The organism is Bacillus methanolicus MGA3, from assembly GCF_000724485.1.
GTDB lineage: Bacteria > Bacillota > Bacilli > Bacillales > Cytobacillaceae > Bacillus_Z > Bacillus_Z methanolicus_A.
Map to the genome: position 1 here is coordinate 167,312 of NZ_CP007739.1, position 23,311 is coordinate 190,622.

18 protein-coding genes, 10 tRNA genes and 1 rRNA gene are annotated in these 23,311 nt (G+C 37.6%); 28 read left to right on the plus strand and 1 reads right to left on the minus strand.

The annotated features are described in order from the left end of the window. Window position 1 precedes the first annotated feature (1 nt). From rrf to rocF, 14 genes are all read left to right on the plus strand, one after another. Window positions 2-117 (plus strand): 5S ribosomal RNA (rrf, locus tag BMMGA3_RS00925). Window positions 118-192: 75 nt separating this feature from the next. Further along, window positions 193-267: transfer RNA gene (locus BMMGA3_RS00930), tRNA-Asn, on the plus strand. Window positions 268-309: 42 nt separating this feature from the next. Continuing rightward, window positions 310-382 (plus strand) — tRNA-Thr (locus BMMGA3_RS00935). Between the two features lie 29 nt (window positions 383-411). Beyond that, a tRNA-Glu gene (locus BMMGA3_RS00940) sits at window positions 412-486 on the plus strand. An 8-nt stretch (window positions 487-494) separates the two neighbouring features. Continuing rightward, window positions 495-570: transfer RNA gene (locus tag BMMGA3_RS00945), tRNA-Val, on the plus strand. 1 nt (window position 571) lies between these two features. Beyond that, window positions 572-644 (plus strand) — tRNA-Thr (locus tag BMMGA3_RS00950). A 14-nt stretch (window positions 645-658) separates the two neighbouring features. Then, window positions 659-743: transfer RNA gene (locus BMMGA3_RS00955), tRNA-Tyr, on the plus strand. Window positions 744-810: 67 nt separating this feature from the next. After that, window positions 811-885: transfer RNA gene (locus BMMGA3_RS00960), tRNA-Gln, on the plus strand. 6 nt (window positions 886-891) lie between these two features. Continuing rightward, window positions 892-964, plus strand: a tRNA-Lys gene (locus BMMGA3_RS00965). A gap of 76 nt (window positions 965-1,040) precedes the next feature. Continuing rightward, a tRNA-Gly gene (locus BMMGA3_RS00970) sits at window positions 1,041-1,115 on the plus strand. A 3-nt stretch (window positions 1,116-1,118) separates the two neighbouring features. Further along, window positions 1,119-1,194: transfer RNA gene (locus BMMGA3_RS00975), tRNA-Ala, on the plus strand. 242 nt (window positions 1,195-1,436) lie between these two features. Continuing rightward, window positions 1,437-1,820 carry a GntR family transcriptional regulator gene (locus BMMGA3_RS00980; RefSeq protein ID WP_003348553.1) on the plus strand — a complete coding sequence of 128 codons (384 nt, stop codon included), beginning with the start codon at window positions 1,437-1,439 and terminating at the stop codon, window positions 1,818-1,820. Window positions 1,821-1,823: 3 nt separating this feature from the next. Then, entirely contained in the window at window positions 1,824-2,930 is a 1,107-nt protein-coding gene (locus BMMGA3_RS00985) for a DUF1648 domain-containing protein (RefSeq protein ID WP_003348552.1), read from the plus strand. 274 nt (window positions 2,931-3,204) lie between these two features. Beyond that, the gene (gene rocF, locus BMMGA3_RS00990) at window positions 3,205-4,101 is read left to right on the plus strand and encodes an arginase (protein WP_003348551.1); all 897 of its coding nucleotides are present in this window, start codon (window positions 3,205-3,207) and stop codon (window positions 4,099-4,101) included. 89 nt (window positions 4,102-4,190) lie between these two features. Here the strand turns inward: rocF and BMMGA3_RS00995 are convergent, their stop codons facing one another. After that, window positions 4,191-4,382, minus strand: a complete 192-nt coding sequence (locus tag BMMGA3_RS00995) for an aspartyl-phosphate phosphatase Spo0E family protein (RefSeq protein WP_003348550.1) — start codon at window positions 4,380-4,382, stop codon at window positions 4,191-4,193. A gap of 178 nt (window positions 4,383-4,560) precedes the next feature. Between BMMGA3_RS00995 and sigW the strand changes: the two genes are divergently transcribed. From sigW to BMMGA3_RS01065, 14 genes are all read left to right on the plus strand, one after another. Next, window positions 4,561-5,124 (plus strand): RNA polymerase sigma factor SigW, encoded by a 564-nt coding sequence (gene sigW / locus BMMGA3_RS01000; RefSeq protein WP_003348549.1) that lies wholly within the window; start codon window positions 4,561-4,563, stop codon window positions 5,122-5,124. A 16-nt stretch (window positions 5,125-5,140) separates the two neighbouring features. After that, entirely contained in the window at window positions 5,141-5,767 is a 627-nt protein-coding gene (locus BMMGA3_RS01005; RefSeq protein WP_003348547.1) for an anti-sigma factor family protein, read from the plus strand. 401 nt (window positions 5,768-6,168) lie between these two features. Next, the gene (gene cdaA, locus BMMGA3_RS01010; protein ID WP_003348545.1) at window positions 6,169-6,999 is read left to right on the plus strand and encodes a diadenylate cyclase CdaA; all 831 of its coding nucleotides are present in this window, start codon (window positions 6,169-6,171) and stop codon (window positions 6,997-6,999) included. Next, entirely contained in the window at window positions 6,989-8,254 is a 1,266-nt protein-coding gene (locus BMMGA3_RS01015) for a CdaR family protein (RefSeq protein WP_003348543.1), read from the plus strand. Before cdaA ends, BMMGA3_RS01015 begins: the two co-directional genes overlap by 11 nt. Window positions 8,255-8,290: 36 nt before the next feature. Then, window positions 8,291-9,643 carry a phosphoglucosamine mutase gene (gene glmM, locus BMMGA3_RS01020; RefSeq protein WP_003348541.1) on the plus strand — a complete coding sequence of 451 codons (1,353 nt, stop codon included), beginning with the start codon at window positions 8,291-8,293 and terminating at the stop codon, window positions 9,641-9,643. Window positions 9,644-10,138: 495 nt separating this feature from the next. Next, entirely contained in the window at window positions 10,139-11,941 is a 1,803-nt protein-coding gene (gene glmS / locus BMMGA3_RS01025) for a glutamine--fructose-6-phosphate transaminase (isomerizing) (protein WP_003348538.1), read from the plus strand. 435 nt (window positions 11,942-12,376) lie between these two features. Then, on the plus strand, window positions 12,377-13,777 hold the full coding sequence (gene alaP, locus BMMGA3_RS01030) for an alanine permease AlaP (RefSeq protein WP_003348536.1): 1,401 nt from the start codon (window positions 12,377-12,379) through the stop codon (window positions 13,775-13,777). A gap of 462 nt (window positions 13,778-14,239) precedes the next feature. Continuing rightward, window positions 14,240-14,983 (plus strand): sulfite exporter TauE/SafE family protein, encoded by a 744-nt coding sequence (locus tag BMMGA3_RS01035; RefSeq protein WP_003348534.1) that lies wholly within the window; start codon window positions 14,240-14,242, stop codon window positions 14,981-14,983. 690 nt (window positions 14,984-15,673) lie between these two features. Beyond that, entirely contained in the window at window positions 15,674-16,084 is a 411-nt protein-coding gene (locus BMMGA3_RS01040) for a VOC family protein (protein WP_003348532.1), read from the plus strand. Window positions 16,085-16,447: 363 nt separating this feature from the next. Beyond that, window positions 16,448-18,178, plus strand: a complete 1,731-nt coding sequence (locus BMMGA3_RS01045; protein WP_003348530.1) for an ABC transporter ATP-binding protein — start codon at window positions 16,448-16,450, stop codon at window positions 18,176-18,178. Further along, the gene (locus BMMGA3_RS01050) at window positions 18,175-20,040 is read left to right on the plus strand and encodes an ABC transporter ATP-binding protein (RefSeq protein ID WP_003348527.1); all 1,866 of its coding nucleotides are present in this window, start codon (window positions 18,175-18,177) and stop codon (window positions 20,038-20,040) included. The genes BMMGA3_RS01045 and BMMGA3_RS01050 overlap by 4 nt, the downstream gene beginning before the upstream one ends. Before the next feature lie 285 nt (window positions 20,041-20,325). Beyond that, entirely contained in the window at window positions 20,326-20,652 is a 327-nt protein-coding gene (locus BMMGA3_RS01055) for a hypothetical protein (RefSeq protein WP_003348525.1), read from the plus strand. A gap of 91 nt (window positions 20,653-20,743) precedes the next feature. Next, window positions 20,744-21,553, plus strand: a complete 810-nt coding sequence (locus BMMGA3_RS01060; RefSeq protein ID WP_003348523.1) for an alpha/beta fold hydrolase — start codon at window positions 20,744-20,746, stop codon at window positions 21,551-21,553. Window positions 21,554-21,839: 286 nt separating this feature from the next. Further along, window positions 21,840-23,303 carry a PTS mannitol transporter subunit IIBC gene (locus BMMGA3_RS01065; protein WP_003348521.1) on the plus strand — a complete coding sequence of 488 codons (1,464 nt, stop codon included), beginning with the start codon at window positions 21,840-21,842 and terminating at the stop codon, window positions 23,301-23,303. Window positions 23,304-23,311 lie beyond the last annotated feature (8 nt).

Genomic DNA, 23,311 nt, shown 5'->3' on the forward strand with positions numbered 1-23,311 from the left:
GCCTGGTGGCGATGGCGAGAAGGTCACACCCGTTCCCATACCGAACACGGAAGTTAAGCTTCTCAGCGCCGATGGTAGTTGGGGCATTGCCCCTGCGAGAGTAGGACGCTGCCAGGCGGATTACATATTCCATATTAGCTTAATGTGACATTCAGTTAAATTAGACAAGCTCTAAATAATAATACTAACTATTCCGCAGTAGCTCAGTGGTAGAGCATTCGGCTGTTAACCGAACGGTCGTAGGTTCGAATCCTACCTGCGGAGCCAATTTTCATAAAGACTTATGTCTAAATGAGAGCTATAGCAAATGCTTCCATAGCTCAGCAGGTAGAGCACTTCCATGGTAAGGAAGAGGTCACCGGTTCGAGCCCGGTTGGAAGCTCTCTGAAAAATAATGGGTTTAAACTTTTTGGCCCGTTGGTCAAGTGGTTAAGACACCGCCCTTTCACGGCGGTAACACGGGTTCGAATCCCGTACGGGTCACCACTTATTTTGGAGGATTAGCTCAGCTGGGAGAGCATCTGCCTTACAAGCAGGGGGTCGGCGGTTCGATCCCGTCATCCTCCACCATGCCGGTGTAGCTCAATTGGCAGAGCAACTGACTTGTAATCAGTAGGTTGGGGGTTCGATTCCTCTCGCCGGCATACCGAATTTGTATGGAGGGGTAGCGAAGTGGCTAAACGCGGCGGACTGTAAATCCGCTCCCTCAGGGTTCGGCGGTTCGAATCCGTCCCCCTCCACCATTTAATAAATCAAATAAAAATTGGACAAGCTATGACTGTCCTTTTATTATGAAATTATTCGCATTGATGGGCTATAGCCAAGCGGTAAGGCAACGGACTTTGACTCCGTGATGCGCTGGTTCGAATCCAGCTAGCCCAGCCATTATTAGAGCCATTAGCTCAGTCGGTAGAGCATCTGACTTTTAATCAGAGGGTCGGAGGTTCGAATCCTCCATGGCTCATTAAAAAAGAGTTTAAATCATTGAAGTCCCTGCAAAAATTTTGTAGGGCCTTCTTAAGATTATAAATAATTAGATTGCGGAAGTAGTTCAGTGGTAGAACACCACCTTGCCAAGGTGGGGGTCGCGGGTTCGAGTCCCGTCTTCCGCTCCATATGGGGCCTTAGCTCAGCTGGGAGAGCGCCTGCTTTGCACGCAGGAGGTCAGCGGTTCGATCCCGCTAGGCTCCACCATCACACTACATATATTATTGTTATTAAGGCTTCAGACCTATTTGGTTTGAGGCTTTTTTTATGGCTATGTTGATCTATGTAAAAGATATCACATGTGTTTTGGTTTTTTTCATACGTTTAAGCATATATTTAAGAAATTAAACTAAACAGTGCAATATCTATTGAAATTTTTGATAATTTTTGTTCTATACATTGTAGAACACTTTGTTATAATAATTATAGAACAGTTAGGAGGTATTTATGTGTTCATTAAAATTGAACCGCACTCCGATATTCCTATTTATACACAATTAACTTTTCAAATTATCGAAGGAATTGCTCGTGGAATATTGAAAGATGGCAATTCGCTACCATCTGTTCGTTCACTGGCAGCCGATCTCGGAGTGAATATGCATACTGTCAACAAAAGTTACCATGAGCTTGAGAAGAAAGGCTTTATTGAAATTGTTCCGAAATCTGGAGCAATTATCAATTCTTCCATTCGAGGTGAACTGCGTGAAGTACATGTTGAACGGATCGCAAATGAATTTAGGCCCGTCGTTGCAGAAGCGCTTGCTCTAGGGATGAATACTGATGAAATCTGCGAACTGATTTTATCTATTATTTCAGATATTAAGGGGGAATAAAAAATGATATTACCAATTTTTCTTATCATAATTGGCTTTATCACTATATTGAAATCTGCAATTCCCTTTTTATTGAAACGAACAATTGCGTTTGGCGTTACAATTCCTGAAGGACATACTGATGATCGGACAATTGCTTCTTATAAAAGAATTTACTCTACTACTACACTTCTTTTCGGTTTAATTTCTTTGGCTGCTTATTTCGTATGGGCGAAAATTGTTAATCCTACGGAAGAAAAGCTCGCCTTAACCGGGTTAGCAATTCAGTTTTGTGTCATCTTTGTGAGCATGGGCCTTTACTTTATATTCCATGCAAAAACAACTCGACTGAAGCGCGATAACAACTGGGGGGCAAATTTGAAACAAGTGAAAATCGCAGATATCTCAATTCGTACGAAAGACGAAATGCTTCCTGCGTATGTTTTTTCTATACCAATGGTCATAACAGTTGGTCTTATCGGTTATACCGCAATGCTGTACGATAACATCCCGAACAAGATCCCAATACATTGGGCAGCCACCGGACAACCGGATGCATTTACTCTAAAAACACCATTTTCATCCATTTCGCTTCTCGTCGTCCTTATCATTATTCAGGTAATGATGCTCGGTATTAATGAAATCACTAAAAAATCAGGCATTAATATAAGTGCGACAAGAAGCAATGCATCTCGCGTACAACAGTTGTCATTTAGAAAATATTCGAGTTGGTTCTTGTTCCCGTCAAGCGTTCTCTTAACTGTACTTTTTAGCTTTCTTCAACTTACGTCAATACATGAAGGTATTGGTAATAAAGTATTAATGTTTGCCATGCCGCTTTTTTTTTTATTGGCAAGTCTCATTGCTGCCGCAGTTTATGCGTTTAAAGTTGGCCAAAGCGGCTCGCGTATCAATGTTGTACTTGAAGATGAGCCAGATTCCGGGATAACGGACGTTGATGATGATAAATACTGGAAGTCTGGAATATTTTATGTAAATAAAGAAGATCCATCCATTTTCGTCGAAAAAAGATTTGGAATTGGCTGGACGATCAATTTAGCTCACCCAATCGGTTATCTTATTCTGTTTGGTCCATTATTGCTCATTTTGCTCATAACTTATCTTTTATGACGCAGTAACCTAAAAACCGTCTATCAAGTGAAAGTGAAGTTTTTGAAAAGAAGTTTCAAATGGGAAAAAATCTCAGGTTCATAATGAACCTGTGTTTTTTTTATGATATTCCTCCTCTATCGTATAAGCAAATTGAAACTAGTCTTTTTTTGAAATCAGACTATTCCTTTTATTTTAATAATTATGTATATATATACATGTTTTTGCCGAGTTGAGTCATTTTTATGAAAGCGGTTAAAATAGGAAAATAATAGAGATGAGGAGGTATCTAGTTATGAAAAAAATATCCATTATAGGAATGCCGATGGATTTAGGACAAATGAGACGCGGTGTTGACATGGGTCCAAGTGCAATGCGCTACGCAGGAATAAATGAAAGGCTAAGGAACTTAAAGTATGAGATAGAAGATCTTGGAGATATCCCAATCGGCAGACCGGAAGTTGTAAATCGATCAGATACAAATCTGCGCAATTTGGAGCTAGTAGCTGAAAAAAATGAAAAGCTGGCAGCACAAGTTGATGAAGTTGTTAAATCAGGAGCATTTCCGCTAGTGCTTGGCGGCGACCACAGCATTGCGATTGGTACGTTAGCCGGCGTTGCAAAACACTATAAAAATCTTGGCGTAATCTGGTATGATGCGCATGGGGATTTAAATACAGCAGAAACTTCACCTTCTGGAAATATACATGGAATGCCTCTTGCAGTCAGTATTGGGCTGGGGCATCCTATGTTAACGGAAATTGGAGGCTACAGCCCTAAAGTAAAGCCAGAAAACATTGTGATTATTGGAGCTAGATCCCTCGATGAAGGAGAGAGGGCTCTTATTAAAGAAAATGGAATTAAAGTTTTTACCATGCATGAAATTGACAGGCTTGGCATGTCAAAAGTAATGGAAGAAACAATCAAATATCTAAAAGATAAAACGGATGGAGTACATCTTTCGTTAGATTTGGATGGATTAGACCCAAGTGATGCGCCAGGAGTTGGAACACCTGTTAACGGCGGAATAAGCTACCGGGAGAGCCACCTTGCGATGGAAATGCTTGCGGAAGCACAGCTCATCACTTCAGCAGAATTTGTTGAAGTCAATCCAATTCTCGATGATAAAAACAAAACTGCAACAGTTGCCGTTGCATTAATGGGGTCTTTATTTGGCGAAAAACTTTTATAAATAAATATAAGGCTGGCCATAAACGCCAGGCTCCCGTCAGCTGTTATTAAATATGGAACAAACATTAATTTGTTTTCAATATTTTGTAATTAAAGGTGCCTGGCTCTAAGTTTTGGGTCAGCCTCATTTCTTACAGTTAAAAGGTAATATTGGTTAAGAAGCTTGTCCAATTCTGTGCTTATTTCGATCACTTGTTGATTGGTAAAAGAATAATGAGAGGCTAACTTCACCATTTTCCTTCGATAATTTTCAATGTCTTCTAGCAATGTTTCGATATACATAAAAAGCATTCCTCATTTCAATATTTTTAGTCTTTTTATACCCTGTAGAAAAAATTTTAAACAAACAGCAGTAAATTTTAGTTAATATAAAAATGATTGAAAATTTTTGAGTGAAAAGTGAAACCTTTTCCGCTATCGATTCGTATATCGAATAGCCGCATTAGAGCGGAGGTAACCAATGGAAGAAATCGTAAAGAAAAGGATTAAAGAAGTAATAAAAGGCGATCAAAATGCTTTTGGGGAAATTGTTGAACTTTATAAGGATAAGGTTTTTCAACTTTGTTACAGGATGCTAGGAAATAGACATGAAGCAGAAGACATAGCTCAAGAAGCTTTTATTCGCGCATATGTGAATATTAACAGTTTCAATATAAATTTAAAATTTTCTACGTGGCTATACAGAATTGCTACAAACTTGTGTATCGATCGCATAAGAAAGAAAAAACCGGATTACTATTTGGATGCAGAGGTTTTGGGCTCGGATGGGCTTACGATGTATTCACAAATTGCGGCTGATACAGCTCTTCCTGAAGAGGAACTTCAGAGTTTGGAGCTGCAAGAAACGATTCAAAAGGAAATTTCGAAACTGCCTGAAAAATACAGAACGGTCATCGTATTAAGATATATTGAAGAACTTTCGCTAAATGAAATCAGCGAAATCTTAGATCTACCGCTGGGAACGGTTAAAACGAGAATTCACAGAGGGAGAGAAGCGTTGAGACAGCAGTTACGTTATCTTTAAAGAGAGGGTGAGAGCTTTGAGTTGTCCAGCAAAGATTATTGAATATATGCACGAATACCTAGATGAAGAGATCTCAGCCGAGCATGAAAAAATTTTAAGAGAACATATACAAACATGCAAAGAATGTCAATCGCACTTTCATGAATTAAAAAAAACGATTGCTTTAGTGCAGAGTACTTCTAATATAAAGGCACCTCCTAATCTTACTGCAAATGTTATGGCAAGATTGCCAAAGGAAAAGAAAAAAATTGGAGTGCGACGCTGGTTCCGTCATCATCCTTTGTTAACGGCTGCCTCTCTATTCTTCGTACTAATGGCAGGAAGCCTTTTCTCAACATGGAATGATCATCAATTTTCCGTTTCGAAACAGCCTAATTTAAAGGTTGAAAATACTACAGTGATTGTCCCAAAAGGCGAAGTGGTTAAGGGAGATGTCGTTGTAAAGAATGGAACTTTAAAAATTGAAGGTGAAATACAGGGAAATGTGACAGTAATAAATGGTGAGAAATATCTAGCTTCTGCTGGCCATGTTACAGGAGAGATTAAGGAAGTTAATAAAATATACGAATGGCTATGGTTCGAAATAAAGAAAACATGCAAAGATTTAATCAATATATTTGATGAAGAAAATGACAAAAATTAAAGCCACTCAAATAGGGTGGCTAATTTATTTTAAAACACTTTTCTCATATTTAGTGCTATTGCGAACACAGAACATTCGTTCTATAATAAATATAGAAATTATTGGATTTTTAATTTGCCATGAAGGTATACTCTAGTTTGATGGGACAAAACGTAAGCACAAAAGTTTACTAAAAGAAATAATCTTTTAGAAGAATACGTGGTCTATGATATAATATAAAAGTTACATATGAAAATTTAGCGGTTTCCGCTTTTATATTTACAGGCCAGCGTCAGCGCCTTGGACCTTGGGTTATAAACCACATGATCTGCTCTAAAGAGCTGTCTTCTAGAACGTTTTGATACCTGTCGGGCCTGAATTAGGCGCTTGTGCTTTTCGAATAAACTTATGGGGGAAGTACAATGCCGTTTTTTGATATACCAATATTGAAATTATTGGCAAATACTGTGGATATTCTCCTTGTTTGGTACGTCATCTATAAATTAATAATGGTTATACGGGGAACGAAAGCTGTCCAATTGCTTAAAGGCATTTTTGTTATTCTCCTCGTAAAAATTATTAGCGATCATTTATATTTGAAAGCTTTAAGCTGGATGATGGAACAAGCTTTAACATGGGGATTTTTGGCCATCATTATTATTTTCCAGCCGGAACTTCGAAGGGCTCTTGAACAGCTTGGAAGAGGAAAGTTATTTTCAAGAAGCGGTACACCTGAAGAAGAAGAGCAGGAAAAAGTGGTGGAGGCGATTATTAAAGCAACGGATTATATGGCAAAACGGCGTATTGGAGCTTTGATTTCTATTGAACGAGAAACTGGGATGAGCGACTATATTGAGACAGGAATTCCATTAGATTCAAAAATCTCCTCTGAATTGTTGATTAATATTTTTATTCCAAATACTCCTTTGCATGACGGGGCTGTTATTATACAAAAACATAATGTTGCCGCAGCAGCATGTTATTTGCCGTTATCGGAGAGCCCATTCATTTCAAAAGAATTAGGAACCCGGCATCGTGCAGCACTTGGAATCAGCGAAGTGACTGACAGTGTAACAGTCGTAGTCTCAGAAGAAACAGGCAGTGTATCTTTAACGAAAAACGGGGAACTGCATCGTGATTTGTCTCCTGAAAAGTTCAAGGAATTATTGAGAAATGAATTGTTGTCACAAACGAAATCAAAACAATCTTCTTCAGCTCGTTGGAACTGGAGGGTGAATAAAAGTGATCGATAAACTGATGGATAACCACTGGTTTTTGAAAATTATTTCCCTTGTTTTAGCTGTGTTATTGTTTTCTTCTGTTCCGGATATGGAAAAAGCAACAAATGAAAATCTTCCTTCCAAAAACAACGTTGAGACAATCACGGATGTGCCTGTAAAAAGCTATTATGATACAGAAAATTTCGTTGTGTCAGGGGTGCCGGAAAAAGTCAATGTTACGATTCAAGGGCCCAAAAACATCGTCCAAATGACAAAATCGCTTAGAAACTTTGAAGCGTATGTTGATTTGTCAAATGCGGAAATCGGCACCCAACGAGTACCCATTAAGATAAGGGATATTTCCGACAAACTGAAGGTTAAAGTGGAGCCGAGCTATGCCAAAGTGAACGTTCAGGAACGAGTAACAAAGGAATTTAAAGTAGAAGCTGAATTTAACAAAAACTTGTTGGAGGACGGCTATGTTTCCGAAGAGCCAATCGTTGAGCCAAATACGGTAAAAATTACGGGTGCAAAAGATGTAATTGATAGGATTAGCTATGTAATAGCTACTCTCGATATTGAAGGTTATATAAACGGTACGGTGACAAGAGAAGCAACGATTCAGGCACTAGATAAGAAATTAAATAAGCTTGATGTTAATGTTGATCCTGAAACTGTTACAGTTACAGTTCCTGTAAAAAGCTCCAGTAAAGCTGTACCGATCAAAATCGTCCAAAAAGGAACCCCTCCTGAAGGAGTTTCGATAAATTCTGTATCTATTGATAAAAAGGAAGCGACAATTTTTGCAAAACCAGAGGTATTGGATCAAACAGACAGTGTTAGAGTAGAGGTAGATGTAAGCAATATACAAAAAGATACGGAACTGACAGTGCCAGTCATCATTTCAAAAGGGATATTAAAAGTTGATCCGAAAACGGTAAAGGTCAAGATAAATGTAGATGATAAAGTAGACGATAATAAAGTAAATGATGAAAAAGATGAAGAAAAAACATTGTCAAATCTTCCTATTAAAACGGAAGGCCTTAACGAAAAATATAAGGTAGCATTTCTTGATCCAGCTTCTGCCACTGCCAATTTGACCATAATAGGATCAAGTGACATAATCAAAACGATAAGTGAAGATGATTTTAGCCTATTTATTGATGTATCCAATCTTTCAAAAGGAAATCATGAGCTCGATATACAAGTTAAAGGACCAAAAAATGTGAAATGGAAGCTTGCAAAAGAAACAGCAAAAATCTCAATTACGGAAAATGACAAAGCTTAAGAAAAGCAATTATTCGATGAAGGAGAGATTCTTGAAATGGGTAAATATTTCGGTACCGATGGAGTACGCGGAGTTGCTAACAGTGAATTGACACCAGAACTTGCTTTTAAATTAGGGCGCTTTGGAGGATATGTACTAACAAAAGATAGAGATCGTCCAAAGGTGCTTATTGGCCGAGATACCCGCATTTCCGGACATATGCTGGAAGGTGCTCTTGTAGCCGGATTATTATCAATCGGGGCTGAGGTTATGCGGATCGGTGTCATATCTACTCCTGGAGTAGCGTATTTGACAAAAGCTCTCGGTGCACAGGCTGGAGTTATGATTTCCGCCTCCCACAACCCGGTAGCCGATAATGGAATTAAGTTTTTTGGACCGGACGGATTTAAGCTTTCTGATGAACAAGAGCATGAAATTGAAAAGTTGCTCGATCTTGAAGAAGACAATCTTCCAAGACCGATAGGAGCAGACCTCGGGCAAGTCAATGATTACTTTGAAGGCGGACAAAAGTATTTGCAATACTTGAAGCAAACAGTAGACGAGGATTTTTCAGGAATTCACATCGCTTTAGATTGTGCTCATGGGGCTACATCTTTTCTGGCAACGCATTTGTTTGCTGATCTTGAAGCAGATCTTTCTACGATGGGCGCATCGCCAAATGGCCTTAATATAAATGATGGAGTAGGCTCGACCCATCCTGAAGCTCTTGCTGCGTTTGTAAAAGAAAAAGGTGCCGATGTCGGCCTAGCATTTGACGGCGATGGAGACCGTTTGATTGCAATTGATGAGAATGGAAATATTGTAGACGGCGACCAAATCATGTACATATGCGGCAAATACATGAAGGAACAAGGCCGTTTAAAGCATTCAACTGTCGTATCTACTGTAATGAGCAATCTTGGCTTTTACAAGGCACTTGAAACTCATGGGATCGAAAGCGTCCAAACCGCAGTTGGCGACCGCTATGTAGTCGAGGAAATGAAGAAAAATGGATATAACCTAGGAGGAGAGCAATCCGGACATATTATTTTCCTTGATTACAACACAACAGGAGATGGTCTGCTAACAGGATTGCAGCTTGTCAATATTATGAAATTAACAAAGAAACCTTTATCGGAACTTGCAGGTGAAATGAAAAAATTTCCACAGATGCTTGTCAATGTCAGGGTTACGGATAAACATCATGTAACTAATAATGAGAAAGTTAAAAAAGTAATTGAGCAAGTAGAAAGTGAAATGAAAGGCAATGGGCGTATTCTTGTTCGTCCGTCTGGAACGGAGCCGCTTGTAAGAATTATGGCAGAAGCGCCAACAGAAGAATTGTGCCAAGAATATGTAAACCGCATTGCTGCAGTTGTGAAAGAAGAAATGGGATTAACAGAAGTGTAATGCCAGAATTATGCATAGGGGAACGTTTCGAAGCCCTTATGCATATTTTTTATTATAGGAAAAAAGAGTAGCAGGAAAAATAGTGGGTATTACTGCCTATAAACAGCCTTTTTGGTTGACGGATTGTTTGTTAATGTTGTATGATTAACCTGCTTTTATTAAAGCAACATGTTTTTATTCTAGGATAGAAAGGTGGGCAGTTAGAAATATTTTAATAAGCGCCTGAACTAATCCAGGAGACGCTAGGATTAGTTGACGAGGAGGAGGTTTATCGAACATTCGGCGGATGCCTCCCGGTTGAAAGCACAACCGTAAATCCCTTCTTTAAAACATTGAGGCAACTTAATGTACAAAGAGAAGGGAATGTTATTATTGAACAGGTTAGAAGTTTGGAATAAGTTATCCGACTTCCTGCCTTTGAAAAAACAGAGATAAGGGGGCAAGTTTGCCCCCAAGGCTTCTTGCCCCCTTGAGTAAAGGGAGGAACAGAAGTTTATGTGTGGAATTGTTGGATATATCGGAAATAATGATTCGAAAGAAATTTTATTAAAGGGCTTGGAAAAGCTAGAGTATAGAGGCTACGATTCAGCAGGAATTGCTGTTATGAATGAAAACGTCGTTCATGTGTTTAAAGAAAAAGGCCGCATTGCTGATTTGCGCAGTATTGTGGATGAAACGGTTTCTGCTAATATTGGAATCGGCCATACACGCTGGGCAACACATGGTGCTCCAAGCAAAAGTAATGCACATCCCCATCAAAGCGCATCCGGGCGCTTTACGATTGTGCATAACGGAGTAATTGAAAACTATGATATCTTAAAGCGCGAGTACTTGATGGACGTTCCTTTAAAGAGTGATACTGATACGGAGATTATCGTTCAGCTTATTGAACTGTTCGTGAACGATGGATTAAACACTGAAGAAGCGTTCCGCAAAACGCTTACTCTATTAGAGGGTTCTTATGCACTTGCCCTTTTAGATAAACAAAACAATGAAACAATTTATGTTGCAAAAAATAAAAGCCCGCTTCTTGTAGGTCTTGGTGACGGATTTAACGTAGTAGCAAGTGATGCGATGGCAATGCTTCAAGTTACGAACCGGTTTGTGGAATTAATGGACAAAGAAATGGTCATCGTAACAAAGAATAAAGTTACCATCCAAAAATTAAATGGAGACGTGGTAACGCGTGATCCGTTTATTGCTGAACTTGATGCAAGTGATATCGAAAAGGGAACTTACCCTTACTATATGTTAAAAGAGATTGATGAACAGCCGCTTGTGATTCGTAAAATCATTCAAAATTACCAAGACAAACAAGGAAGCTTAACAATTGACCAAAATATCATTGATGCAATGAATGATGCCGACCGCATCTATATCATTGCAGCAGGTACTTCTTATCACGCGGGCCTCATCGGAAAGCAGTATATCGAAAAATTGGCAAAAATTCCGGTTGAAGTTCATATTGCAAGCGAATTTGGCTACAATATGCCAATGCTTTCTGATAAACCGCTGTTTATCTTTATTTCTCAAAGCGGTGAAACTGCAGACAGCCGTGCCGTACTTGTTGAAATTAAAAAAATGGGCTACAAAGCTCTTACCATCACAAATGTTCCGGGTTCTACGCTTTCACGTGAAGCAGATTACACATTGCTGCTCTATGCCGGACCGGAAATTGCTGTTGCCTCAACAAAAGCTTATACTGCCCAAATAGCAGTACTCGCAATTTTAGCAGAAGTAACTGCAAAGAGCCGTGGAATAAAGATTGACTTTGATCTTGTTCACGAACTTGGCATTGTGGCAAACGCAATGGAAATCCTTTGTGATGAAAAAGATGAGTTTGAAGAAATTGCCCGTGAATATTTAGCAACAACAAGAAATTGCTTCTTTATCGGACGTGGAATCGATTTCTATGTAGGGCTTGAAGGTGCATTAAAGCTGAAAGAAATTTCTTACATCCAAGCAGAAGGTTTTGCGGGCGGTGAGTTAAAACACGGAACAATCGCCTTGATTGAAAACGGCACCCCTGTTATTGCGCTTGCAACTCAAGGCAAGGTAAACTTAAGCATCCGCGGCAACGTAAAAGAGGTCGTAGCCCGCGGTGCAAATCCATGCATCATCTCCATGAAAGGACTTGAAACAGAAGAAGACCGCTTCGTGGTTCCGGAAGTGCATGAACTATTAACACCTCTTATCTCTGTTATTCCGCTGCAATTTATTGCTTATTATGCAGCATTACACCGCGGCTGTGACGTTGATAAGCCAAGAAATTTGGCGAAATCAGTTACAGTTGAATAAATTAGGAGAAAAAATTCCTTAGTTGTTCGTGAAAAATGAAGTAGAATAATGAAAAATAAAGTTACGCTGGCGCCTATGCCAGCGTTTTTTTATTCAACATAATTTACCACGTAAAAAAAAAAGACTTTGGTGAATATTCTGTTATAATATTAATATAATTTTGTGAAATTTTGATACGGACAGGTTAACGGTTTTTTTAAGAGAAAAGCTTGCTTCAATACATGAAAGCGTTAACAAGTAGGGCGCAGTTGAGGAGGAGACCACACTTTTATTCAATATGTAGTCAGTGTATTATTCATTTATTTTTCATTTTAAGGAGAAAGAAGAGGCACAGATATCTTGAACGTTACACCATTATAAATATCATCAGCTTATTAAGTATGAGAGATTAAAAGCTTTACGTAATCATAGGTTAATAGATTGGGGGAAAAGAATATGCATAACAATTCTTCAGCGAAACAATTGCAGCGTGGCTTAGAACAAAGACATATCACGCTCATGTCTTTAGGGGCGGCAATTGGAGTTGGGTTATTCCTTGGTTCAGCATCAGCCATTAAATTAGCAGGTCCTGGAATTTTGCTTGCGTATGCATTTAGCGGCATGATCATGTTCTTTATCATGAGAGCGCTTGGTGAAATGGCTATTCAAAAGCCTGTAGCAGGATCTTTTAGCCAATATGCTCGTGATTATTTAGGGCCGCTCGCAGGTTATATAACAGGATGGAATTATTGGTTCCTATGGGTTGTTACTTGTATGGCTGAAATTACAGCGGTAGGAATTTACATGGAATACTGGTTCCCAAATATTCCGCGTTGGATTTGGGCATTAGCAGCATTAGTCATTATGGCAGCAGTGAACTTCCTTGCGGTAAAAGCATATGGAGAATTAGAATTTTGGTTTGCACTTATTAAAATTGTTACGATTATCTTCATGATCGTTGTTGGTATCGGTATGATTCTGTTGGGAATTGGTAACGGCGGAATTGCAACAGGTATCAGCAACCTTTGGGAGCATGGAGGACTTCTTCCAAACGGTATTACTGGTGTCCTGATGTCTTTACAAATGGTTATGTTTGCTTACTTAGGAATTGAGATGATCGGGATTACAGCAGGAGAAGTAAAAAATCCTGAGAAAACATTATCAAAAGCTATCGATACTGTTTTTTGGCGAATCCTTATATTCTACGTAGGTGCCTTATTCGTGATTATGTCGATCTATCCTTGGACGGAAATTGGCACAAAAGGAAGTCCATTCGTTTTAACATTTGACAAAATCGGTATCCCTGCAGCAGCAGGTATCATTAACTTTGTTGTTTTAACGGCAGCTCTTTCTTCTTGTAACGGTGGTATTTTCAGTACAGCACGTATGCTATATAACTTAGCAGAAAATGGAGAAGCACCAAAAGCATATGCAAAACTGAACAAAAATGGTGTGCCTAGTTTAGCAGTATTAGCCACCGCAGGAGCTTTGTTAATTGGGGTAGTATTAAACTATCTGGTTCCTGCTAAAGTATTTACATGGGTAACTAGTATTTCAACATTCGGAGCAATTTGGACATGGTGTATGATTTTATTATCTCAAATTTGTTACCGTAAGAGCTTAACTCCAAAGGAAAAACAAGGCTTAAAATATAAAATGCCTTTATATCCATTTACTTCATTCCTATCATTAGCTTTCTTAATTGGTGTGGTTGGATTAATGGCCTACTCCCCAGACACTAGAATCGCTTTAATCGTTGGCCCTCTTTGGTTAATTATTTTAGTGGCATTCTACTACGGGAAAGGGTATCATATAAGAAATAAAAAGCAAAACACAGCTCATAAACAAGTGAGCTAATAAATACGAGTAAGCGGTTTTTATAAATAAACCTCTTACAACATTGATTGGTAACCTTTATACAGTGAATTTAAAAAGAATATTGAAACTAATTGATTAAGACTAGGGCAAAATAGCCCCTCTATTGAAAAAAAGACGGCTAAAAATTCACATTTTTGAATTTTAGAGCCGTCTTTTTTGATATTTCTATTTGGATTCTTTGAAAAAACGAAAATTTTTCAGTGCCTTCGTTTTTTTAAAATTCGATTATCAATAACTGTTGAAAATTTCAAATATTATATTGAAATAATTAAACAAGTTTCTTAAAATTACTATGGGTGAAAAAGTTTAGGAAATAGAAATTGTTCGAATCATCTATTTTAACCTCTTGGGTGCCAAGAGGTTTGTTTTTGATTAGGTTCCGAAAGGAAAAATTATGTAATAAAATACACATGACATTGAGTTTTGAGATGAGGGGTTGTCTTGGACACACTGTTTTTTACACTCCTAGGGTTAGGAGTTGTATCTTCTTTTATAGGAACGTTAGCAGGCGGTGGAGGATTAATCACTTTGCCAGCAATGATGCTTATAGGCATACCTATTCAGATTGGGATTGCAACTAATAAGTTTTCATCAGGAATTGCTGCACTGACTAGCGTATCTTACTTACTGAAAAATAAACATTTAAGTACTAAAACAATAATTATGAATGTCTGTATTGCTTTTACTGGGGGAATTAGCGGTGCGCTTATAACCTCACATATAACAGAGAAAACGATGAATATTATAGCCTTAATTTTATTGATATTTGCTTTAATTATTACATTTAAAAATAAGCAATGGATATCTTCTGTTGAGGGAAAAGCTAAAGATACAACGATTGCAAGCAATGCTATACCGTTCTTTATAGCTGCTTATGACGGAGGATTTGGTCCTGGATCTTCAACATTTGGAATCATACACTACATGAATCAAAATAACACTTATATGAAAGCAGTCCAACTAACAAGAGTTTTAATTTTTGGAAGTTGTTGTGGAGCTTTTATTGTATTTTATCATACAGGATTTGTACAATGGCATTATGCAATTGCAATGGCATTCGGATCAGCAATTGGATCACAAATTGGATTAATTGCATTACCTAGGGTTCCATTAAAGCTTGCTAAATCTTTATTAATTACCATCATTTTTCTACTAATAGGACAAGTAGTATTTAAGATTACCTGACTTTCGATAAGAAAAGGAGAAAATCGTCTTTTTCTAACCACTGATGGTTTACTTGAATGCCTAAATCAACCATATTCAAAACCAATAAACATTTATAATTCCTTTTTGGTGTGCTTATTATGTAAATACAGTATAAAAGAGGTGAGAATGCACCTCTTTTTCTACTAATAATTTAATTTTTCTTCCTGTAAACCGAACCCGTTAAGAAAAAATTCTCCTATTTTTGTTTTATAATCTTGTCATAATTAGAAGCTATGTCAGCAAAGAGTTTATCGAACTTTTTGTTATATTATATGTTGCTTAAGGCTGTTACTAATTGTACGGAACTCTTATTAGGAAGAAGTGATGATCCTTTGCTGGAAAAAATAAGCAGACCGTTGTTCGATTCGTTGGAAGATACAGCGTTCGGAGCGGCTCATATCGAATACCAGATTCAACTACCGATATACTGGAAGAGATCGTGTCCTCGCTTGTACCCTTTTCAAGCAAACTGGGTAAGCTCCTTTACTTTATCTGACGCTAAATAATATACAGTTGTCAAAATTTCATTGTTAAAAGGTTTATTCTAACAAGTTTATGTAAATATTTTGGAATAGACAGAAAGTTGACAATTTATTTTTGTTCAAAGATAATATAGCGAGAACATATGTTTTGTTGTAGTTTAAATAAAATAAAAGGAGAAGATATTAAGTGGCAAATTCAAATCAAAAAATTACAACGTTTTTAATGTTCTCCGGCCAGGCTGAAGAGGCAATGAATCATTATATTTCTATTTTTGACCAATCAGAAATAATTAGTATTGAACGTTATGGAGCGAACGAAGATGGCGCCGAGGGGACAGTGAAACATGCTGCATTTTCATTAAATGGACAAATGTTTATGTGTATAGATAGCAGCGTTAAGCATGATTTTACATTTACTCCTGCAATATCATTGTATGTAACATGTGATAGTGAAGATGAAATTGATCGAGTTTTTGAAAAGTTGTCTCAAGATGGCACAGTTTTAATGCCGTTGGCAGCTTATCCATTTAGTGAAAAGTTCGGCTGGGTTCAAGATAAATTTGGCGTTTCGTGGCAATTAAACCTTGCAAAAAATTAATACAAATAATAAGGGTCGAAGATACTTTTATTCGTATCTTCGACCCTTATTTATGATGCTTGAATGATCACTTTAATTTTGGTAAGCCCCATATTCATACTCTTCACTTGGTTTTCCTAATACCAATTATGACGTATATACATTGGATAAAAAATATAGGAGAATAAAGGATTCAATAAAAAAATAATGCTGAAATAAACTAATTCATAAAGGAAAAGTTGATTACGGTTTTTTCATTGACTGTCTCAAAGTGTATCCCTATAATTAGTTTACTTAATTAATTATTTAGTAACTTATATATTAACTTGATAAAGTATTTCGATTGATGAGAAAAATAGTTTAAGAGATAAGGAGAATAGGTTTATGCTTAAACTTTTCCGTTATTTAAAAGCATATAGAGTTCAGGTTTTTTTGGCGATCTTTCTGGTTTTTTTACAAACGTTATCAGAACTTTATTTACCAAATTTAATGTCAGATATTGTTGATAAAGGAGTGGTAAATGGTGATATTCCGTATATATGGAAAATTGGCGGATTTATGTTGCTAGTAGCGGCTGGGGGTACGATTTGTTCGATTGTCGCCAGTTTTTTTACAGCAAAATCAGCAACCGGTTTTGGAAAAACGATTCGCAGCAAGGTTTTTACACATGTTGAGACGTTTTCGCAAGAAGAGTTTGATAAAATAGGAACCTCTTCACTGATTACTAGAACAACCAATGATATCTTTCAAGTGCAACAAGTATTAACGATTATGTTGCGGATGATGGTCATGGCACCCTTAATGTGTATTGGCGGAATTATAATGGCACTCTCTCGGGATGTGAAACTTTCATGGGTATTTGTTGTGTCGATTCCGATTCTCTTGCTTGTTATTATCTTTGTTCAATCAAAAGCAATTCCTCTTTTTCAAATGATGCAAAAAAAATTGGATAATTTGAATCGGGTGATGCGTGAAAATTTAACTGGTATTCGTGTCATACGGGCATTTAGTCGAATTGATTTTGAAAAAAAGAGATTTGATCATGCGAATTTGGATGTCGCCAATACGGCCATTCGCGTCAATAAAATCGTGGCGGTGATGATGCCTGCTATGATGTTGATTCTTAACTTTTCAACAATTGCGATTGTCTGGTTTGGAGGCATCCGTATTAACGATGGCGACATGCAAGTCGGGGATTTAATGGCCTTTATTCAGTATGCCATGCAAATTATGTTTTCTTTTATTATGATGTCGGTTATGTTCATCATGATCCCGAGAGCATCCGTTTCTGCCGTTCGTATTAATGAAGTTTTAGAGATAAAAACGAAGATCGTCGATCCTGAAGTTTCATCAAAATCAGATGATACTTTTCATGGAGTCATTGAATTTCAAGACGTTTCCTTTCGTTATGCCAATGCGGAAAATCCTGTTTTGTCTAATATTTCTTTTAAGGCAGAACCTGGTGAAGTAACGGCTATTATTGGAGGAACAGGCTCAGGAAAATCGACTTTATTAAGTTTAATTCCAAGGTTTTATGATGTAAGCAGTGGCCGTATTTTGATTGATGGGATCGATGTAAAAGAAATGAATCAACAGGAATTGCGCAAAAAGATTGGTTATGTTCCACAAAAAGCAGTGCTATTTACGGGAACGATTGCTGAGAATATTCGTTTTGGCAAGGAAGATGCAAGCGATGAAGAGGTGGAACATGCTGCACGCATTGCACAAGCGGCATCTTTTATTTCTGAGATGAAGGATGGCTTTCAGTCTATGATTTCACAAGGCGGCACCAATCTCTCTGGAGGACAAAAACAGCGTCTATCAATCGCACGTGCATTAGTGAGAAAACCTGTTATTTATTTGTTTGATGATAGTTTTTCAGCGCTCGATTTTAAAACAGATGCCGCTTTACGTAAAGCTTTGAAAGGAGAGACAAAGGATGCAACCGTATTGATTGTTGCCCAAAGAGTGAGTACGGTCATGGATGCAGACCAGATCATTGTATTAGAAGAAGGAAAAATTGCGGGAATTGGCACCCATCACGAGTTGCTAAAGAGCTGTGATGTATATCGTGAAATCGTATCATCACAGATAACAGAGGAGGAAGTAGGATGAGCAGAGAATCAAATCAAGCTCCTCGTATAGGCGGTTTCCCTGGTGGTCGTTTCGGTATGATGATGCCTGGGCAGAAGGCAAAGGATTTCAAAGGGACATTAAAGCGGCTCTTAATTTATTTAAAACCTTACAAGTTACGGCTGTTGACTGTTCTTTTTGCTGCAATTGTAAGTGTAGTTTTTTCGATAGTCAGTCCTAAAATAATGGGAAAAGCCACAACGAAACTTTTTGAAGGTATGGTGTTGAAACTAAAGGGTGTTCCTGGGGCACAAATTGATTTTGATTATATTGGAAAAATTATTATTTGGCTGATTGTCTTATATGTGATCAGTTCTTTATTTAGTTTTATTCAACAATACGTGATGGCAGGTGTTGCGCAAAAAACGGTTTACCAATTACGTAAAGATGTGTATGAAAAGCTGTCCCGCCTGCCATTAAAATATTTCGATGAGAGGCAACATGGGGAGATTTTAAGTCGGGTGATTAATGATGTCGATAATATTAGCACGACATTGCAGCAAAGTTTAACCCAATTGATTACAGCGATTGTCACAATTATTGGCGGCATTATCATGATGTTAACGATTAGTCCATTGATGACGCTGATCGTTGTCTTAACCATTCCGCTTAGTATTCTCGTGACTTCAATGGTTGCATCAAGATCACAAAAGCATTTTATTGGTCAACAACGCTCATTAGGTGAAGTCAACGGTCATGTAGAAGAAATGTATACCGGCCATCAAATTGTTAAAGCATTCGGCCGTGAGGAAAAAACAATTCGTCAATTTGAACAACTTAATGACAAACTATATGAATCAGGCTGGAAAGCTCAATTCATTTCAGGAATAATGATGCCGCTAATGTTTTTTGTCAACAATGTTGGCTATATGTTTGTTTCTGTAGTAGGTGGTATTCTTGTGTTAAAAAACCGGATTGAAGTGGGGGATGTACAAGCTTTTATACAATACTCACGACAGTTTTCACAACCGATTGCGCAAACTGCAAATATTGCGAATATCATTCAATCAACAATCGCATCTGCTGAACGGGTATTTGAAATTCTCGATGAAGAAGAAGAAATCCGTGATGCAGAAAATGCGAAAGTGATTACACAGCCAAGAGGAGAAGTGTCTTTTCAGCATGTTCAATTTGGCTATAAAGAAAATGAACTTTTAATTAAAGACATGAATATTGATGTGAAGCCTGGTCAAATGGTGGCCATTGTTGGTCCTACCGGTGCAGGAAAAACGACTTTAATTAATTTGCTTATGCGTTTTTATGAAATTGGAAATGGAAAGATTACCATAGATGGTGTGGATATTTGTGATCTAAAAAGGGATCATCTTCGTAAAATATTTGGAATGGTTCTTCAAGATACATGGCTTTTCAACGGTACGATAAGAGAAAATATTGCGTATGGACGTGAAAATGCGACCGAAGAAGAAGTGATACAAGCAGCCAAAGCGGCATATGCAGACCATTTTATTCGCGTACTTCCAGATGGTTATGATACGATTCTCAATGAAGAAGCATCCAATATTTCACAAGGGCAAAAACAATTACTCACGATTGCAAGGGCTATCTTAGCTAACCCATCGATTTTAATCCTCGATGAGGCAACAAGTAGTGTAGATACGCGGACAGAGGCAGCGATTCAAAAGGCAATGAATACATTGATGAAAGGCAGAACGAGTTTTGTCATTGCCCATCGATTATCGACTATTCGTGATGCTGATTTAATTCTTGTGATGAATCATGGAAATGTCATTGAACAAGGCACGCATCAAGAATTACTAGAAAAGGGTGGATTTTACTCAGAACTATACTATAGTCAATTTGCATCACAGCAGAAAACCGGATGAAAATGCTTGACTTAATCAACAGTTATCTCATTTATAATCAGCTAATGATGAACAAAACAGATGGACAGCTTATCCTTTGGTTTTCAAGATCGGAGAATAATCAGGTATGATCCTGGTTTTCTTCGGTCTTTTTTATCGTTTAAGTGACTCTTGATCCTGGTTTTTTCCATCAAACCTTTCCTATTTTCCCTTTATCATTGAGTGTGATTCAATGTCTCGTCATGTTTCAAGTCCCAATACCATAAATTAATATGTAAAGAAAGAAAGGTCATTGGAGGGATAAAAATGTTTTATGCACGTTTGGTGCACTATAAATTAGGAACTGGGCAAAGACAAGTTGCGGAGAGATTGGCTAAAGAATTTGATACAATCAATAGAAAATTATCGGGATTTAGAGGAAATGTGTATCTTTTTGATGATACAGCTGGCGAATATAGAGCTTTGAATTATTGGGATACAAAAACTGATGCAGAAAACGCACATAAAATTTTGTTTCCTAAATTAGAGAACGAACTAAAAAACTTTACCAAAGAGGAACCAACTTATAAATTTTTTGAAGTGTATGACACTTCAGATGATGGAGGCTTGCTATTTTCTCATATCAAAATATAAAATGCCGATTTTTGTCAACATATGTAGTTGACTTTTTTTATATGCAATTGGATCAGATTGTGCAGAATTTATTTAGGGGGAGGACAGATGGGTGGGTTACTACATTACGGTTGAACAGAATGTTAATATCTACGTTGAGGATATAGACCCTGGGTATGGTAAACCAATCTTATTTTTACACGGATGGCCGGCCAACCATAAAATGTTTGAATATCAGTTCAATCAACTTCCAAGAATGGGCTACCGCTGCATTGGAATTGATCATCGCGGATTCGGAAAGTCGGATCGCCCTTGGAAAGGTTATTCGTACAATCGATTGGCAGATGACATCCGTATTGTGATTGATACTCTGAAGTTAGAAAATGTTACCCTTGCCGGACACTCGATGGGAGGAGCAATTGCCATTCGATATATGGCTCGGCATGCAGGGCATAAGGTTACTAAACTTGCTCTTTTGGCAGCTGCAGCACCTGTCTTCACCAGACGGCCAGATTACCCGTATGGATTAACAAAAGAGGCGGTCAATAAGTTAATTGAAGGTACCTATACCGATCGGCCTAAAATGCTGGATGACTTTGGGGATATCTTTTTCGCACGTTATTTAACCGAGAGTTTTAAAGATTGGTTCCACGGATTGGGATTAGAAGCGTCAGGCCATGCAACAGCAATGTGTGCCATTTCCCTTCGAGATGAAGATTTACGACAAGATTTGGCTATGATCAATGTACCCACAGGAATTTTTCATGGAAAACAAGATAAAGTCTGCCCATTTGTGCTTGCTGAATTATTGCATGCCGGAATTAAAGGATCGGAACTTATCCCCTTTAAGTATAGTGGCCACGGATTGTTCTACTGTGAGTTAGAAAAATTTAACCGTGAGCTTATTCGTTTCATCGGATAGTCTTGAATTTATTATTTGGAAGTATGAAATTCTTATATTCAACCGTAAAGTAAACTGTTCAATAGTTGGTTGAGAAATATGATAGTTTGAGCCAGCATCTGATGCTGGCTTTTTTTATTAAGAAAATGAAGATAAAATTTAAATCTTATATTTCAATTATGGCAACAATCACATTGACAAATTCGTTTTTTCTATAAATTGATACACTTATGAAAACGCTTTATCATGAAAGTAGAAATGAAATGTTTCCACCATGTTGATAGTAGATAAAGGGGTTGAAATATAAATGACGAATACGAATCAGTCAAATTCAGGTGCTAAAGTAAAAATTCAGCGCTTAGGCAGTTTTTTAAGCGGTATGATTATGCCCAATATAGGTGCATTTATCGCTTGGGGAATAATTACTGCTCTATTTATTCCAAAAGGATGGTTTCCAAATGAAGATTTGGCCAAGCTTGTTGGACCTATGATTACTTATTTACTCCCCATCTTAATTGGATTTACTGGTGGAAGAATGGTCCATGATTTAAGAGGCGGAGTAGTAGGTGCAACCGCTACAATGGGAGTTATCATTGGTTCAGATATACCAATGTTTTTAGGTGCAATGATTATGGGTCCTTTAGGTGGTTTGGCGATAAAGAAATTTGATCAGGCCATTGATGGAAAAGTTAAATCTGGTTTTGAAATGCTGGTTAACAACTTTTCTGCAGGTATTATTGGAGGACTTTTAACTTTACTTGCCTATAAAGGGATCGGTCCAGTTGTTTTAACACTTAACAAAACATTAGCAGCTGGTGTTCAAGCAATTATAAAAGCTAATCTGTTGCCTCTTGCAAGTGTTTTTATTGAACCTGCTAAGGTATTGTTCTTAAATAATGCAATTAACCATGGGATATTAAGCCCGCTTGGAATCGAACAGGCAGCAAAAGCAGGAAAATCTGTCTTATTTTTATTAGAGGCCAATCCGGGACCTGGTTTGGGAATATTATTAGCTTATATTTTGTTTGGTAAAGGCACGGCAAAACAATCTGCTCCTGGCGCAGCTATTATTCATTTCTTAGGAGGAATTCATGAGATTTATTTTCCTTATATCTTAATGAAACCGCTTCTCCTAGTTGCGGCTATTGCAGGAGGGGCAACAGGCGTATTTACTTTCTTAGTATTTGATGCCGGTCTAGTAGCTGCTCCGTCTCCAGGAAGTATTTTTGCTGTAATTGCCATGACACCAAAAGGTCATTATTTAGGTGTTCTCGCTGGAGTATTCGCAGCGGCTGCAGTATCTTTCCTAATTTCTTCGATTATCTTAAAAGCTTCTAAGCAATCCGACGAAGAAGATTTGGTTAAAGCAGCTGAAAAAACTGCTGAACTTAAAGGAAAAGAAAGTAAGGCTTCCATTCTTATTAAAACAGAAACAACTAAAGACCAAATGACAATGAAAGAAACAAACTTACAAAATGAGTTGCCAAAAAATATTCATAAAATTATTTTTGCTTGTGATGCTGGAATGGGTTCCAGTGCAATGGGAGCTTCTATCTTAAAAAATAAAGTACAGAAAGCAGGATTAGATGTAATGGTATCTAATACTTCCATTAATAATCTTCCTGTTGACGCTGATATTGTCATTACACATAAAGATTTAACAGATCGAGCAAAGGCCAAATTACCAAATGCACATCATATTTCAGTAGAAAACTTTTTAAATAGCCCTAAATATGATGAACTTATCGAAAATCTAAAAGTTAAAAAATAACGTTTTGG

What these genes read in the sequence shown, in the direction of transcription:
- sigW (WP_003348549.1), top strand. Translation starts at nt 4,561, where the DNA reads ATGGAAGAAATCGTAAAGAAAAGGATTAAAGAAGTAATAAAAGGCGAT.
- alaP (WP_003348536.1), top strand. Translation starts at nt 12,377, where the DNA reads ATGCATAACAATTCTTCAGCGAAACAATTGCAGCGTGGCTTAGAACAA.
- BMMGA3_RS01055 (WP_003348525.1), top strand. Translation starts at nt 20,326, where the DNA reads ATGTTTTATGCACGTTTGGTGCACTATAAATTAGGAACTGGGCAAAGA.
- rocF (WP_003348551.1), top strand. Translation starts at nt 3,205, where the DNA reads ATGAAAAAAATATCCATTATAGGAATGCCGATGGATTTAGGACAAATG.
- BMMGA3_RS01045 (WP_003348530.1), top strand. Translation starts at nt 16,448, where the DNA reads ATGCTTAAACTTTTCCGTTATTTAAAAGCATATAGAGTTCAGGTTTTT.
- BMMGA3_RS01050 (WP_003348527.1), top strand. Translation starts at nt 18,175, where the DNA reads ATGAGCAGAGAATCAAATCAAGCTCCTCGTATAGGCGGTTTCCCTGGT.
- cdaA (WP_003348545.1), top strand. Translation starts at nt 6,169, where the DNA reads ATGCCGTTTTTTGATATACCAATATTGAAATTATTGGCAAATACTGTG.
- BMMGA3_RS00985 (WP_003348552.1), top strand. Translation starts at nt 1,824, where the DNA reads ATGATATTACCAATTTTTCTTATCATAATTGGCTTTATCACTATATTG.
- BMMGA3_RS00995 (WP_003348550.1), bottom strand. Translation starts at nt 4,382, where the DNA reads ATGTATATCGAAACATTGCTAGAAGACATTGAAAATTATCGAAGGAAA.
- glmM (WP_003348541.1), top strand. Translation starts at nt 8,291, where the DNA reads ATGGGTAAATATTTCGGTACCGATGGAGTACGCGGAGTTGCTAACAGT.
- glmS (WP_003348538.1), top strand. Translation starts at nt 10,139, where the DNA reads ATGTGTGGAATTGTTGGATATATCGGAAATAATGATTCGAAAGAAATT.
- BMMGA3_RS01065 (WP_003348521.1), top strand. Translation starts at nt 21,840, where the DNA reads ATGACGAATACGAATCAGTCAAATTCAGGTGCTAAAGTAAAAATTCAG.